Source organism: Xanthomonas vasicola pv. musacearum NCPPB 4379, assembly GCF_000277895.2.
GTDB classification, from domain to species: domain Bacteria; phylum Pseudomonadota; class Gammaproteobacteria; order Xanthomonadales; family Xanthomonadaceae; genus Xanthomonas; species Xanthomonas vasicola.
In genome coordinates, this window is the sequence record NZ_CP034655.1 from 2,984,244 (window position 1) to 3,000,033 (window position 15,790).

13 protein-coding genes and 1 other RNA gene are annotated in these 15,790 nt (G+C 62.7%); 10 read left to right on the forward strand and 4 right to left on the reverse strand.

The window, feature by feature from the left end:
• Positions 1-186 precede the first annotated feature (186 nt).
• The 3 genes from KWO_RS13890 to KWO_RS13900 form a co-directional block, all read right to left on the reverse strand.
• Positions 187-1,755 carry a SulP family inorganic anion transporter gene (locus KWO_RS13890; protein WP_017115050.1) on the reverse strand — a complete coding sequence of 523 codons (1,569 nt, stop codon included), beginning with the start codon at positions 1,753-1,755 and terminating at the stop codon, positions 187-189.
• An 11-nt stretch (positions 1,756-1,766) separates the two neighbouring features.
• Complete coding sequence (locus KWO_RS13895; protein WP_010366497.1) at positions 1,767-2,447, reverse strand: carbonic anhydrase; 681 nt, start codon at positions 2,445-2,447, stop codon at positions 1,767-1,769.
• Between the two features lie 115 nt (positions 2,448-2,562).
• Positions 2,563-2,883, reverse strand: coding sequence for a hypothetical protein (locus tag KWO_RS13900; RefSeq protein ID WP_010366495.1), 321 nt, complete (start codon positions 2,881-2,883; stop codon positions 2,563-2,565).
• A gap of 337 nt (positions 2,884-3,220) precedes the next feature.
• On the opposite strand from KWO_RS13900, the gene KWO_RS13905 reads away from it, so the two are divergent.
• The 10 genes from KWO_RS13905 (at position 3,221) to rnt (ending at position 12,362) form a co-directional block, all read left to right on the forward strand.
• Positions 3,221-4,471, forward strand: a complete 1,251-nt coding sequence (locus tag KWO_RS13905) for an OprO/OprP family phosphate-selective porin (RefSeq protein WP_010380140.1) — start codon at positions 3,221-3,223, stop codon at positions 4,469-4,471.
• A gap of 185 nt (positions 4,472-4,656) precedes the next feature.
• Complete coding sequence (pstS, locus tag KWO_RS13910; protein WP_010366490.1) at positions 4,657-5,676, forward strand: phosphate ABC transporter substrate-binding protein PstS; 1,020 nt, start codon at positions 4,657-4,659, stop codon at positions 5,674-5,676.
• Between the two features lie 59 nt (positions 5,677-5,735).
• A non-coding RNA gene (locus tag KWO_RS13915) (sX9 sRNA) lies at positions 5,736-5,810 on the forward strand.
• Between the two features lie 342 nt (positions 5,811-6,152).
• Positions 6,153-7,244, forward strand: coding sequence for a phosphate ABC transporter substrate-binding protein PstS (pstS, locus tag KWO_RS13920; protein ID WP_017112812.1), 1,092 nt, complete (start codon positions 6,153-6,155; stop codon positions 7,242-7,244).
• Between the two features lie 111 nt (positions 7,245-7,355).
• Positions 7,356-8,330 carry a phosphate ABC transporter permease subunit PstC gene (gene pstC / locus KWO_RS13925; protein WP_010366487.1) on the forward strand — a complete coding sequence of 325 codons (975 nt, stop codon included), beginning with the start codon at positions 7,356-7,358 and terminating at the stop codon, positions 8,328-8,330.
• A complete protein-coding gene (gene pstA / locus KWO_RS13930; RefSeq protein WP_010366485.1) occupies positions 8,330-9,199 on the forward strand; it encodes a phosphate ABC transporter permease PstA in 870 nt (289 codons plus the stop codon). Before pstC ends, pstA begins: the two co-directional genes overlap by 1 nt.
• 21 nt (positions 9,200-9,220) lie before the next feature.
• Positions 9,221-10,051, forward strand: a complete 831-nt coding sequence (gene pstB / locus KWO_RS13935; RefSeq protein WP_010366483.1) for a phosphate ABC transporter ATP-binding protein PstB — start codon at positions 9,221-9,223, stop codon at positions 10,049-10,051.
• A 128-nt stretch (positions 10,052-10,179) separates the two neighbouring features.
• Entirely contained in the window at positions 10,180-10,890 is a 711-nt protein-coding gene (phoU, locus tag KWO_RS13940) for a phosphate signaling complex protein PhoU (protein WP_010366481.1), read from the forward strand.
• Between the two features lie 132 nt (positions 10,891-11,022).
• Positions 11,023-11,427: an RcnB family protein gene (locus tag KWO_RS13945; protein ID WP_010380148.1), complete on the forward strand. Its 405-nt coding sequence runs from the start codon at positions 11,023-11,025 to the stop codon at positions 11,425-11,427.
• A gap of 293 nt (positions 11,428-11,720) precedes the next feature.
• Positions 11,721-12,362, forward strand: coding sequence for a ribonuclease T (rnt, locus tag KWO_RS13950; protein WP_017112811.1), 642 nt, complete (start codon positions 11,721-11,723; stop codon positions 12,360-12,362).
• A 220-nt stretch (positions 12,363-12,582) separates the two neighbouring features.
• Here the strand turns inward: rnt and KWO_RS13955 are convergent, their stop codons facing one another.
• A complete protein-coding gene (locus KWO_RS13955; protein ID WP_010380152.1) occupies positions 12,583-15,621 on the reverse strand; it encodes a ligand-binding sensor domain-containing diguanylate cyclase in 3,039 nt (1,012 codons plus the stop codon).
• Positions 15,622-15,790: the final 169 nt, after the last annotated feature.

A 15,790-nucleotide genomic window follows, 5' to 3' on the forward strand; every position in this document is an offset into this window, starting at 1 on the left:
AAGCACAGCCGCAAGCTTTTTCGATTCCCGATTCCCGATTCCCGATTCCCGATTCCCGATTCCCGATTCCCGATTCCCGATTCCCGGGCCAAAAAAATCGCGACCGGATGATGCCTCTTTCGGCGCCATGCATCATGCGGTCACGATGGGGGTCACCCCGCGCGAACGCCGGGCGTTTACAACAACTTAGGCAGCTTTCGCTTGCTCGATGCGCGGCTCCGCCGACGTACGCTCCACTGTCGGCCGCCCTTCAACACGTCGCTCCAGTTCCTTCCAATCCACCACCAGCTCACAGCCGCGCGAGGCCGCATTCCGGCTCCAATCGCGCAACAATTCAATGCAGGCATGGTCGACGTGGTGCAGCTTGGCCACATCCAGATGCAGCGCAGTATTCGGCGGCACGCTTTCCAGCGTGCGTGCCATGGCCGGCACCTTCAGGAAGGTGGCCGAGCCCTGCAGGGTCAGATGCATCTCGTCCTTCTTGTCGGCGTGCTCGCGCACCTCGACCTTCAGACGCGAGGAATGCAGTGCCAGACGGAACAACGACAGACCAAATCCGATCAGCACACCGGTCAGCAGGTCGGTTGCCACAATTGCGAACGTGGTCGCCAGATAGATCGCAGCCGTTCCACGGCCATAGGTCGCCAGTTCCTTGACCTGCCCGATCTTGATCATCTTCACGCCCGTGTAGACCAGGATGCCAGCCAGACACGCCACCGGCGTCATCCGCAACAGCCACGGCAACAGCATGGCGAACACCAGCAACCAGCTGCCGTGCAGGATGGTCGATGCACGCGTTGCCGCACCGGCCTGCACATTGGCCGCACTGCGCACGATCACGCCGGTCATCGGCAACGCGCCAAGGAAGCCGCATAGCATATTGCCAACGCCCTGCGCCGCCAGCTCACGGTCGTACTGCGTGCGCGCGCCCTGATGCATCCGATCCACCGCCGCCGCCGACAGCAAGGTTTCCGCGCTGGCGATGAAGGCAAAGGTCACTGCCGATACCAGCAACGTGTGGTTGAACACGCCAAAGATGTCGGAAATGCTGGGGATGCTGATTGCAGACAACAAATTGGTCGGAACATCGACCTTGTTGACGTTCAAGCCCTGCAGCTGCACGGCCGCTGTCACCACCACCACCGCAATCAACGCACCCGGCAAGAATCGCAGACGCTGCGGGCGCAACTTGTCCCACGCCAGGATGATGCCGATCGTCGCCAGACCCACCAACAACGCATCGCGGCCGGTGCCTTCGCTGATCGCCTGCCACAACACGGCAGGCAAGGCGGCGAAGTTTTCCAGACCACGCGCCTTGGGCGCGGCATCCATCAACACATGTGCCTGCGAGGCCACGATCAGGATCCCGATACCCGACAACATGCCGGCCACCACGGCCGGCGATGTCATCCGGAACCACACACCTGCGCGGCACAGACCGGCAATGAGCTGGATTGCGCCGGCCACCAGAATCACCGGCCCAAGCGCGGCAGGACCGTGCTCACGGACCAGTTCGAACACCAACACAGCCAGGCCGGCGGCCGGCCCGCTCACCTGCAATGGAGAGCCCGCCAGAAAGCCAACAACCAGACCACCGATGATGCCGGTGATCAGGCCTGCGGCCGGCGGCATGCCGGATGCGATCGCGATACCCATACACAACGGGAGCGCGACAAGGAAGACCACGACAGACGCCAATAAATCACGCCCAAACAGTCCCTGACGGAAATATCCGCCGATGCCTGATGTGTTCATGGTGCGCTCCGTCAAGCGAGTTCAGCGCGCACGACTTGCTGCAGTCGCGGACGCGGAGTGGCTTCGGGAGTGCTTTCAGCCAGGAGCGGCCGGAAGCCACCCTTTTCGGCATCGAAGGCGCGGATCTCCCCGTGCGCGATATCGTAGATCCAGCCATGGATACGCAACGTGCCTGCGGCCAGTCGCGCGGCCACCACCGGCTGCGTGCGCAGATGGTCCAACTGCGAGACCACGTTTTCTTCGGTCATGCAGCTCAACGCGTCCTGGCTCTGCGGATCGTGCCCGTGATGCGCGGTGACATGACGCGCCGCGTCGGTGTGCTTGAGCCACGCTGCCACGGAAGGCACGTCTTCCAGCGACTCCGGCTTGAGCACGGCCTTCATTGCGCCGCAATCGCTATGGCCGCAGATCACGATATGACGCACGCCCAGTACTGCGATGGCGTATTCGATCGCTGCCACCACGCCACTGACATGTTGCGAGTAAGGCGGCACCACGTTGCCGATATTGCGGTAGACGAACAGTTCGCCTGGCTGCGCGGAGAAGATGAGCTCCGGCATGACGCGCGAATCGGCGCAGGTAATGAACAGCGTATGCGGGCTTTGGCCGCCTGCCAGTTCCTGAAAGCGCGCACTCTGACGTGGATAGACTTCCTTACGGAAATGACGAAAACCTGCTAGCAAACTTTCCATGGGATATTCCTCTAGGCAACGAATAGCCGTCCGCGGCGCAAACCGCGAATTGCAAAGACAAACAAATCAATTGGGAATCCGGTGCGGAACGCACCAGGTGCAGCGACAGCGTGGATCAGCCAAGCAGTGCGTTTGGAGGGCGCAGCTGTGGGATCAGGTCGCGTTTTTGATTTGCCGGCGCGTGATGCGCATGCCAAGAAGGGGAATACCGCGCCAGCATCGGCCATGCTTGGGAGAGCAAGGGGATATCGTCTGCAGACTGTGTATCGACTTGGCTTTGTGTCTCGCCGTCGTCCTGCGCATCTTCTGCTGCATCGCGTTCTTCGCCAGCTTCCACGATCGCCGCCGCGCTATCACTCACAAACGCATCATGGATGCGCGCGTGTGCGCTGGCTGCCGACCACGCGATAAGCGCGAGCAAGCAAGCCAGAAGCAATGGCAGGAATCGAGGAAACATGGCTTCGAAACTAACAAGTTAGACACTGCGTATGCAAGTGGTGCATTGCACAAACTGACACACAGGTTCAGATAGCGCTGCATGCCATTCAGAGCTGGGGCGATACAGCAGGCAAATCCGGGATTTCAAGACCAAAACAACGCACTAACATAGACTGCATGCGTTCAGACTATTGACACACAACGACATAGTTTAAACATCCGTAAACTCTTGTCATTGTTGGCAGAAATAAATTGTTACGTTTCCGTTGTTTTGTCACATTAACGCAACTTTCACACCATAGCCTGCGCCCACTTTCTCAGGTCGCAAGGCATCTATGAAACTCGCTCCCACCCTGCTTGGTTCCGCGCTGCTGCTGGCACTCGCCGCTCCTGCAGCACATGCCGAAATCGCCATCGATGTGATCGGCGGCTCGGAGATCTCGCTGGAAGGCCTGGTCCAGGCCGACGGCAACTGGTTCCACAACGATGTCCAGGACCTCAATGGCGCGATCGGCGCCAACGGTGACAATACCGAATTCAGCATCCGTCGCGCGGAGTTGGTGCTCAAGGGCAAGGGCCCGGGCAACTTCGAATGGGTGGCCGGGTACGATCCGAGCGTGCTGAAGGAAGTCACCATCCGCGGCACCACCGTGCGCAGCACCGGGCGGTTCCTGGATACCAACATCAAGTACAAGTTCGGCGGCAACGCGAACAACTATCTGCAGATCGGTCAGTTCAAGCAGCCCAACAGCCTGGAAGAATTGTCCAGCACCAAGAACAACGATTTCGTTTCCAAGGCGTCGGTCACCAACACCTACGGCATCTCGCGCCGGCTGGGCGTGGCCTACGGCATGGGCGACAACAACTGGAGCGTGACCGCCAGTGCGTTCGGCCGCGAGCTGACCCGCAACCAGGCCCACGGCAGTGGCTATGGTGCGCGCGGCACCTGGGCGCCGATCAACGAGACCGGCAACGTGCTGCACTTTGGCCTCAGCTACCTGACCTACGACACCGATGACGACACCTTGCGCCTGCGCGCACGTCCCGATGCCGACCTGACCACCGTTCGCCTGATCGACAGCGGCGCCATCACCAATGTCGACAACGTCGGTGTTGCCGGTGCCGAGGCGATGTGGATCACCGGGCCATTCAAGCTGCAGAGCGAGTACTTCCAGGAAAACGCCAATCGCATTGGCGCCAACGCACACGACTATAGGAGTGATGGCTGGTACGTGAGCGGCGTCTGGAACCTCACCGGCGAAACCTGGGGCTATAAGGCCGGCGTGCCGACCACCCCGCTGCCCAACGAGCCGGCATCGGGCATGTGGCAGCTGGCAGTGCGCTACGACACCCTGGACCTCAACGACGGCCATTTGGTCGCCAACGGCAACACGCCGTTCGTCGATGGCGTGCTTGGCGGCAAGATGAATATCTGGACGGTCGGCGCCAACTGGTATTGGCGCTCCAACTTCAAGTTCGCCCTCGACTACGCCAAGGTCGACAGCACCCGTCACAACAGCACCACGCGCGGCCTGGTAGACGACAACCCCTCGATCATCGAAGCACGCGCGCAGTTCTATTGGTAAGCGCATCGCCACCGCATGTGCTCGGTCGAGCGCACGCGGCGGCCTCCATTTGCTACCGGTCTGAACATCCGACGGCGCAACGCCGTCATCGTCTTGTCATTTCTCAGACACCGCACGGTCATGCCGTTGCCCTGCAATGGCGCCACTGCGGGACGTTCTCATCCCTTCACTACTGGAGCTGTTCCGTGATCCACTCCTTCAAGACCCGTCTGGCCGTCGGCGTACTCGCCGCCTCGCTGGCTTTGTGCGCCCAGGCTGCCGATGTCACCGGCGCTGGCGCGTCGTTTATTTACCCGGTGATGTCCAAGTGGTCGGCCGACTACAACGCTGCCACCAAGAAGCAGGTCAACTATCAATCGATCGGTTCGGGCGGCGGCATTGCCCAGATCAAGGCGGCCAGCGTGGACTTCGGCTCGTCCGACGCCCCGCTCAAGCCGGAAGAACTGGCTGCTGCCGGCCTGGCGCAGTTTCCCTCGGTGATCGGCGGCGTGGTGCCGGTGGTCAACGTGCCGGGAGTCGCCGCCGGTGCGCTCAAGCTGGACGGCAAGACCCTGGGCGACATTTTCCTGGGCAAGATCAGCACCTGGAACGACCCGGCCATCGCCGCGCTCAATCCGGGCGTGAAGCTGCCGGAAGGCAAGATCACCGTGGTGCATCGCTCCGACGGCTCGGGCACCAGCTTCAACTTCACCAACTACCTGTCCAAGGTCAACCCGGACTGGAAGAGCAAGGTGGGCGAAGGCACTGCCGTGCAGTGGCCGACCGGTATCGGCGGCAAGGGCAACGAAGGCGTGGCTGCCTACGTGAAGCAGATCAAGGGCGGCATCGGCTACGTCGAGCTGTCGTACGCGCTGCAGAACAAAATGGCCTACACCGCAATGAAGAACGCTGCCGGCAAGTTCGTACAGCCGTCCGATGAAACCTTCGCCGCCGCTGCCAACAGCGCCGATTGGGGCAGCAGCAAGGACTTCTATCTGGTGATGACCAATGCGGCGGGCGACAACGCCTGGCCGATCACGGCGACCAATTTCATCCTGGTGCAGAAGAAGCCGAAGAACCCGGCTGGCCTGAGGAACACGCTGGAATTCTTCCGCTGGATCTACACCAAGGGCGATGCGCAGGCCAAGCAGTTGGACTACGTGCCGCTACCGGACACGCTGGTGACCCAGATCGAGGCCTACTGGGCCAAGAATCTGCCGCACTAAGAGCAGACCAGAACTACTGCACAACCGCCAGGCGGGCACGGCCGGTGCTCGGAACCGGCATGTACCACTCATCCACTCCGGTTCCTCCGCGCCGTCCCGGCCACCTGACGGCTGCTCGCCACGTTCTGTTACCGCTCTAAGCACCACGCACATCGGTAACACAGCGACAGGCGGGGCATGCGATGTTTCAGAGCAGGGGAGTCAAATGTCCATCCGACTCCCCTGCCTCAGCTGATACAGATGTGCCGTGTAGTGCCGCCCTGGCGGCAGATTCGAAAACGCGCGCAAAGGAACGACGCAGTCTCTCTCCCGGCGTCGCCCCGGGACGCGGATCCCGGAGGGTATGACGCCCTCCGCGGTCCGCGTCTTTTTTTGTGACAGCTTGGCCGCAAGGCGCTGTCATGCGGGTGTAACAAAAACATCATTTCATAGCGTGGCCTGCCGGATACCCCGGCCAATCCAGCCTCGGAGCTTCCATGAAATTGCAGTCGGCCAGCCTGACCGCCCTGTCCCTCACCATCGCCCTCGCCCTGGCCGCGTGCTCGCCCGGCAAGGACGCACAGTCCGGCGACGCCGCAACGGGCGCACCGACCGCAGGCGCCACTGCCAGCGACACCAGGGGTGCTGAAATCTCCGGCGCCGGCGCTTCCTTCATCTACCCGCTGGTGTCCAAGTGGTCGGCCGACTACAACGCCGCCACCGGCAACAAGGTCAATTACCAGTCGATCGGCTCCGGCGGCGGCATTGCACAGATCAAGGCCGGCACCGTGGACTTCGGTTCGACCGACAAGCCGCTGGACAGCGCCGAACTCGCGCAGGCCGGCCTGGGCCAGTTCCCGTCCGCCATCGGCGGCGTGGTGCCGGTCGTCAATCTGGAAGGCATCGCACCGGGCAAACTGCGCCTGACCGGCGCCCTGCTGGGCGACATCTTCCTGGGCAAGGTCACCATGTGGAACGACGCGGCCATCGTCGCGGCCAACCCGGGCGTGACCCTGCCGGCCACCAAGATCAACCTGGTGCATCGCTCGGATGGTTCGGGCACCACCTTCAACTTCTCCAACTACCTGTCCAAGGTCAGTCCGGAGTGGAAGAGCAAGGTCGGCGAAGGCACGTCGGTGCAGTGGCCGGGCGGCGTGGGTGGCAAGGGCAACGAAGGCGTTGCCTCGTACGTGCAGCAGATCAAGGGCTCGATCGGTTACGTCGAGCTGGCCTACGCGCTGCAGAACAAGATGCCGTACACCTCGCTGCAGAACGCGGCCGGCCAGTGGACCGAGCCAAATGCGGAAAGCTTCGCCGCCGCCGCTGCCAGCGCCGATTGGGCCAACGCGAAGGACTTCAACCTGGTGATCACCAATGCACCGGGCGAAAAGGCGTGGCCGATCACCGCCACCAACTTCATGCTGATGCATAAGCAGCCCAAGGATGCTGCGCGCAGCAAGGCGACGCTGGATTTCTTCAAGTGGGCGTTGGAAAACGGCCAACCCCAGGCCAGCGAACTGCATTACGTACCGCTGCCGCCGGAGCTGGTGAAGCAGATCGAAGCCTATTGGGGCAGCGAGTTCAAGTAATGCCTGCACCCGCCCTTTCGGCGGGGTGCGCTGCGGCGAGGTGCCTGACGGTGCCTCGCGGTTCCTGCTGTCTCACGCTCCCGCCGTTGCGCGGGTGACGAGTCCAATCGAATGAATGCCACCGCCATTCCCGAAGCGATGACCGCGCCACGCGGCCGCGACCTGCGCGATGCACGCGCCGATCGCCTGTTCAAGCTCGCGCTGGCCGCTACGGTCGTTTTTGTCCTGTTGGCGCTCGGCAGCGCGGCGCTGTCGATGCTGTGGGGCGGACGCCATGCCCTGCAGATGCAGGGCCTGAGTTTCTTCTATTCCTCCGACTGGAATCCGGTCGAAAACAAATACGGTGCGCTGGCACCGATCTACGGCACCCTGGTCACCGCAGTGATTGCGATGCTGATCGCGGTGCCGGTGAGTTTCGGTATTGCGTTCTTTCTCACCGAAGTAGCGCCGCGCTGGTTGCGTGGCCCGGTTGGCACCGCCATCGAACTGCTGGCCGGCATCCCGTCGATCATCTACGGCATGTGGGGCCTGTTCGTGCTGGTGCCGGTGATGACCGAGCACGTGACGCCTTGGCTCAACGATCATCTCGGCACGTTGCCACTGATCGGCCCGTTGTTTCAGGGCCCGCCGCTGGGTATCGGCCTGCTGACCGCCGGTTTCGTGCTGGCGATCATGGTGATTCCCTTCATCTCGTCGGTGATGCGCGAAGTGTTTCTGACCGTGCCCACGCGCCTGAAAGAATCGGCCTACGCGCTGGGCTCCACCAAGTGGGAAGTGAGTTGGGACATCGTGCTGCCCTACACCCGCTCGGCCGTGATCGGTGGCGTGTTTTTGGGGCTGGGACGTGCACTGGGCGAAACCATGGCAGTTGCATTTGTGGTCGGTAACACGGTGCGCTTGTCGCCGTCGCTGCTGGAGCCCGGCACCACCATCGCAGCATTGATCGCCAACGATTTCGGCGAGGCCACCGAAACCTACCGCTCGGCCTTGCTGCTGCTGGGCTTTGTGCTGTTTATCGTGACCTTCATCGTGCTGGCCATCGCCCGCTTCATGCTGATGCAGCTGTCGCGCCGGGAGGGCAACTGATGTCCACCGCTTCGGTGTCGCAATCGCTGTACAACCGCCGCCGGTTGACCAACGCCATTGCGTTGCTGCTCTCGTGCGTCACGGCCTTGTTCGGCCTGTTCTTCCTGGCCTGGATCCTGTGGACGCTGTTGTCCAGGGGCGTTCCTGGCATCGACCTCAATTTGTTTACCAAGATGACACCGCCGCCGATGCAGAAAGGCGGTTTGCTTAATGCGTTCTTCGGCAGCGCAGTGATGTGCGGGCTGGCGCTGGCCATCGGTACACCGCTAGGCATTGCTGCAGGCACCTGGTTGGCCGAATACGGCAATGCACGCAAGACCGGCGTGGTGGTGCGCTTCGTCAACGACATCCTGTTGTCGGCGCCCTCGATCGTGCTTGGCCTGTTCGTCTACACCTTGTACGTGATGCAGACCGGCGGGCGCTTTTCGGCATTTGCCGGCGCATTGTCGCTGGCCTTCATCGTGCTGCCGGTGGTGGTGCGTACCACCGACGAAATGCTGCGGCTGGTGCCAGCGCAGATGCGCGAAGCGGCATTGTCGTTGGGCATTCCGCAGTGGAAGGTCACCGTGCAGGTGTTATATCGCGCCGCCTCGGCCGGCATCCTCACCGGCATCCTGCTTGCGCTGGCACGCATCAGCGGCGAAACCGCACCGCTGCTGTTCACCGCGTTCGGCAATCAGTACTGGAACAGCAATATCTTCCAGCCGATGGCCAGCGTGCCGGTGATCATGAATCAATTTGCCGGCAGCCCGTACGACACCTGGCAGACCCTGGCCTGGGCCGGTGCACTGGTGCTGACCGTGTTTGTGTTGCTGGTCAGCCTGGGCGCGCGTGCCCTGCTGTTGCGTAACAAGATCTCCAATGACTGACCTTTCTTCCGGACGCCCGACATGAACGATCTCCAAAACGCCAAGCCGATGCATCGCATCGCTGTTCCGGCCGCCAAGGGGGTGCCAACGGCGCAGGCGGCAGTGAAGGTGGCCGCACGCAATCTGGATTTCTATTACGACAAGTATCACGCGCTCAAAAGCATCAATATCGAGATCCCGGAAAAGCGCGTGACCGCGTTGATCGGGCCTTCGGGTTGCGGTAAGTCGACCTTGCTGCGCATCTTCAACCGCATCTATGCGCTGTATCCCAAGATGGAAGCCCGCGGCGAGGTGCTGCTGGACAACGAAAACATTCTGTCGCCGAAGTATCCGATGAACCGCCTGCGCAGCAAGGTGGGCATGGTGTTTCAGAAGCCGGTGCCGTTTCCGATGACGATCTTCGAGAACGTCGCCTACGGCATCCGCCACCACGAAAAACTCTCCAAGGCCGACATGCAGAGCCGCGTCGAGCAGGCGTTGCGTCAGGGCGCGCTGTGGGACGAGGTCAAGGACAAGCTGGGGCAAAGTGCATTGGGTCTTTCCGGTGGGCAGCAGCAACGCCTGTGCATCGCACGCGCGGTGGCACTGCGTCCGGATGTGTTGTTGCTGGACGAACCCACGTCGGCGCTAGATCCCATTTCCACCAGCCGCATCGAGCAACTGGTGGAAGAGCTCAAGCGCGAATACACCATCGTGATCGTGACCCACAACATGCAGCAGGCCGCGCGCGTGTCCGACTACACCGCCTTTATGTACCTGGGCGATCTGATCGAACACGACCGCACCGAAACCATTTTTTCGCAGCCGTCCAAGCAGCAGACCGAGGACTACATCACCGGTCGTTTCGGTTGATGTAAGCCGCGCCAGCGTAACGCCGCACTGAAGCAATTCCGTCGCGCCGCCCGGCACGACATTTGCATCATGTGCCAAGTCGCCAAGATCACGGCGGACATTCACCACTGCCACGAATCGAGATCACGATGAACCAGCACCTCAACGACCATATCGTCAAAAGCTACGACGAGGAGCAGCACCGTCTTATCGCCGAGATCGTGCGCATGGGCGACACGGCGGTGGCGCAGCTGGAAGCCGCACTGGATGTGGTGGAGCGTCGCGACGACAATGCCGCGCATCGCATCGTGGTCAACGACGAGGCGATCGACGCGCTGGAGCATGCGATCAGCCATGACGTGATGCGGCTGGCATTGCGCGGCCCGATGGCGCGCGACCTGCGCGAGATTCTCGCCGGCCTGCGCATTCCGGCCGATATCGAACGCATCGGCGATTACGCGGCCAACGTGGCCAAGCGCTCGATCGCACTCAATTCCGCACCGCCGCTGCCGCAGACCGTTGGTCTGCGCGCACTGGGCCAGATGGCCGCCACCGCGGTGCGCGATGCCGTGCAGGCGTATCGCGACAAGGATGCCAATGCGGCGATCCGCGTCCGCGATGAAGACGCGCGCCTGGATGCGCAATACACCGCGCTGTTCCGCGAACTGCTCACCTACATGATGGAAGACCCGCGCAATATCAGCCCGTGCACGCATTTGCTGTTCATGGCCAAGAATCTGGAACGCATCGGCGACCACGCCACCAACATCGCTGAGAACGTGTGGTTCCTAGTGCATGGCGAACAGCCGCTGCCGCCGCGTGTGAAGCGCGACGACACCAGCAGCACCGGCGTCATCTAAGCTGCGGCAGCGCTGCATCGCTGCCGCGCTAGCCGGCGAAAAAGCGCCAAAACGCGCTATTTCATTACGTTTTCAGCTTCAATTCCTACGGTGGAGTTGCACAGGCGGTTCCTGTGACGCAGGAGTCCGCTGATGAAACGTTTCGTTGGATCTTTGATGGCTTTGTCGCTGCTGACTTCTGGCGCAGCGGTTGCAGCGCCGCAACAGCACGACCACCTCGATCATGATCGTGACTGCATTGCGCAGCATAAAGACGATCATGGCCCTGACCGCCGTGACGACCATCGCGATGACAGACACGACGACCGGCGCGATGATCGACGCAATGCGCATGACGATCGCAACGACCGCCGCGGTCCGCCGTATCGTCGTGGCGAGCGTCTGGCACCGGACCATCGTGGCAACCGCGTTGCCGACTACCACAAGCACCATCTCAAGCAACCGCCGCGCGCGCACGAATGGCGTCGCGTGGATAACACCTACGTGCTGATCGCAGTGGCCACCGGGCTGATCACCAGCGTCGTCGCCGGTCGCTAACAGCGCGCCTACTGTGTCGTTAGGGAGGCCCGGTCCGTGGCAACGCGGATCGGGCCTTTTTAATGGTCGGGCTATGGTCGGGCTGGAGCAACCGACGCTGTGTGATCGGCACTGCGATCATCAGGTCGGCGCCAAGGGCGCGCAGGTATCGAGTAGCAGTGATGCGTGCCGACTCTGAAAAAATGCAAGGCGCGCGCACGGGACGGCGGCCCCCTGCAATGCATTGCGCTTCCACCCCAGGACAACTGCAGCCTTGTGTCCATGGCAGAGCCTGGGGCGCGACCTGCTAGGCTATGCGGATGAATGAACCGGTCGATGCACAGCCTGCCCCCTCTTTTTTGCCGATGTCGCGCCGCTTTCGCGGGTATCTGCCTGTGGTGGTGGACGTCGAAACGGGCGGGTTCGACTGGAACAAGCACGCGCTGCTGGAAATCGCCTGCGTGCCGATCGAAATGGATGCCGCCGGACGCTTCTTTCCCGGCGACACTGCCAGCGCGCATCTGGTACCTGCGCCCGGGCTGGAAATCGACCCGAAATCGCTGGAAATCACCGGCATCGTGCTCGACCACCCGTTCCGCTTCGCGAAACAGGAAAAGGACGCACTGGACCATGTGTTCGCGCCGGTACGCGCGGCAGTGAAGAAATATGGTTGCCAGCGCGCGATCCTGGTTGGCCACAACGCGCATTTCGATCTGAACTTTCTCAACGCCGCAGTCGCGCGCGTGGGCCACAAACGCAACCCGTTTCATCCCTTCAGCGTGTTCGATACAGTGACGTTGGCCGGCGTGGCTTATGGCCAGACCGTACTGGCCCGCGCGGCCCAGGCCGCAGGCCTGGACTGGAATGCCGCAGACGCGCACAGCGCGGTCTACGACACCGAACAGACCGCACGCCTGTTCTGCACGATCGCCAACGCCTGGCCGGGGCCGGTTTAGGGTTGGGATTTGGGATTGGTAAACGCGTTGTGTTTCCTTAGTTGGCAGCGCTGGTCGCGCGGCTACCAACCACGAATCACGACTGCCTAGTCACAGCGCGGCACCGCTGCGTGCTGTCGTACCCTCATCCGCGCTTCGGGCACCTTGTCCCGCAGGAGAAGGGAAGTGGCAGGCGCGTCGCTTTTGCGATTCCCGATTCCCAAATCCCGATTCCCCGCCGCTAACCCACACAAATCCGATCGCGCCCAGCGCTCTTGGCCTCGTACAAGGCGTGATCGGCGCGCTGCATCAGCGAAGAGCCGGTGTCGTCGTCGCGCAGCTCGGCCACGCCGGCACTGAAGGTCACCTGCAAGCCCTCCACGCTGCCCCACCAGTCGTGGCGGGCATGGAACAGCGCACGGATGCGCAGGCAGAGCGCCTGGGCCTCCTCCAAAGTGGTGTCGGCCAATAGCAGCGCAAATTCTTCACCGCCCAGGCGTGCCGGCAGATCCGAGGCGCGTGCGGCCGCTGTGAGCAGCACGCCCACCTCGTGCAACACCGCATCGCCGCTGGCGTGGGAGTAGTGGTCGTTGATGCGCTTGAAGTGATCGATATCCAGAATCGCCAGCACCAACGGCCGCGCACTGCGCCGTGCACGGCTGATGTCGCGCGCCAGCGCTTCATCGAAGTGGCGACGGTTGGGCAGCCCTGTCAGCGCATCTTCGTGCGCCTGGCGCTCGAAGACATCGGACTTGATGCGCAGGCGCGTCAGCAGCTCGCTCTTTTCCTGATTGGCCTGCAGCAAGCGCTTCGCCTGCAGTTGCAAGTCTTCAGTGCGCTTGCGTACCAGCTCGGCCAAGCGCGCATTGTGGGTCTTATAGCCATGCAGCAACACGCGATACAGCAAAGCCAGCAGCAGGAGCGCGCCCAGCACCGCGGCAATGTGCACATCCTGGCGTTGCCACCACAGCGGCAATACCTCGAACGCCCACACCGCTTCGTGCGGGCTCCACGCCCCGCCAGGATGGCGCGCAGCCACCTGCAGGCGATAACGCCCCGGCGGCAAGCCGATGAATTCCACACTGCGCTGCCGGCCGCGTTCGGTCCAGGTAGTGTCCAGGCCCTCCAACCGGGTTCGGTATTCGATTCGCTCCGGCAGCAAGAAGCTCATGCCGACATAGGACACATTCAAACGGTGCCCGCCAGCCAGCTGCTCGCGCTGGCTCCATGCCAACGGGCGGCCATCCTGCTGCACGCTTTCGATCAATGCCGGCGGCGTGCGGCGTTCGCGGAAGCGCTGCAACCGTGCCGGGTCGACCATGCTCACGCCGCCGGCTGTGACCACCCACACTGTGCCGTCGGCACGCCGCAGCAGGCTGGGGCCGGAACTGCCATTGGCCTGCGCATTGCCCATGCCATCAATCTCGCCATAGCGTTCGATAACGAGCGCGCCGTGCCCATCGGCCACTGCATTAAGTGTCTTGAGTTCGGTGAGCAGCATGCCGCGATTGCTGCTGATCCACGCATTGCCAAGCCGGTCTTCGACAATCTGGAACACCGTGTCGACCGGCATGCCCTGCTCCAGACCCACGCGTGCAAGCACGCCGTTGCGCTCGCGATACAGGCCGCGATCGGTCGATATCCACATCGCGTCGCCGATAGCCTGAAAACCGAACACGCTGCGCGCGCCGCCCAGGCTTTCCAGATTCAACTGCTGCAGCTTGCCGTTGCGTAGCACCACCGCGCCGTCGACCGAGCCGATCCACAACCCACCATCGACGCTGGCCAGCGCCATCACCACGCCCGTGGGCAATCCTTCGTTCGCCAATGGCGCGTGCTTGCCGTCTACCAAGCGCACGACGCCACGCTGGGTCGCCAGCCACACTGCACCGTGGTCGTCGATCACAATCGCGCGGATATGCCCGCGGGGAATGCCATCGGCCTCACCGTAATGCCGTAGCAAGCGTCCATCGCGCAATACGAAGACGCCATCGGCGTAGGTGCCTACCCACAGGTCGCCATGCCCGTCCAGCGCCAGGCTAAGCACCGACGGGCGCCGGCCGGACGGTGTGACCACCGGCACCGGCACGATGCGCCCGTCCGGCAGCATCCGGTCCAGGCCGGCAGTTCCGGCGATCCACAGACTGCCGTCGCGGTCTTCCAGCAGCGCGCGGCTATAGTCGCCGCTCAAGCCGTCACGGTGACTGTAGCTACTGAACAAGATTTCGCGCAGCCGGAACAGCCCGCCGTTGGCGCCGACCCAAATGCTGCCTTCGGCATCTTCGCGCAGGCTGACAATGCGCCCGGTCGGCAGGCTGCGACCAGCCGGCAGATGCTCCACGCCATACGGCCCGATCCGCAGCAGCCCCTGATTTTCGCTGCCCAGCCACAGATCGCCATGGTGATCCTGCAGCATCGCGGTGAAGTGGCCCTGCCCCGGCACCCGATGCACCAGCTCGGCACGCTCGCCCTGCAGGCGGTACAGCTGGTCGCCCGCGACCACCCACACCGTGCCGTCCGTCGCGCGATACGGCCATGCCAGCCCCGGCGGAAACCCGAATGTCGCTGGCGCGCGGTGCATACGCCCATCCGGTTCGCGGTAGATCAGCCCATCGAAGGTGCCGATCAACAAGCGCCCCTGCGCATCGAACACCATGCGCGGAAAGCTGCTCTGCAGCGGCGCGTCATCGTCCGGCGGGAAATAGTCGAAACGTCCATCCGGCCACAGGCACCCCAGCCCATGCCCTTCGAACAACAGCCACATGCGCCCTTCGGCGTCCATGGTCATGGCATGGATCAATGCCTGCGGCCATTGCTCGCGCCGTTGCCACTGCTGCCACTGCCCATCGGCACCGTGCCGGACCAGATTGCCACGCGCATCGCTCAGCCACAGCGCACCATCGCGGTCTACATACAGCGCGCCAACGCCGTTATCGGGTAGCCCCGTGCGCGCGCTGCGATCGATCACGCTGAATTCCAGCCCGTTGTAGCGCACCAGGCCTTCCCAGGTGGCGAACCACAGATAACCGTCGCGGGTCTGGGCGATGGCGCGCAAGGAGTTGTGCGGCAGCCCGTTACGCGAGCTCCAGCTATCGATGGCGTAGTCGCGTAAGCGCGCAGCGCCAGGTGATGCCGCGAACGCTGCGAGCGAACAAAGCGCCAATAGCAGGCAGGCGCCGGTACCGAAGCAGCGCAGCCACCGTCTGTTTGCTCGTCGTGCTGACGCCTGTGCGCCGCAACTGATCTCGCCTGTTTGCCAGGCGCCCACCCCATTGTTCATCACACACAATGCGCCGTTTGCTGGCGATATGGTAGGCAAAAACGCTACGGCGCGTTCGCCCACTGGTGCCTGTGGATCGAAAGGCTTGCTGCAACGCCCTGCGTGTAGACCGCCTGACGTCTTGCGCCCGGCAACTGCGCAGAAGTGCGCAGATGCCTGTCAGCGATGG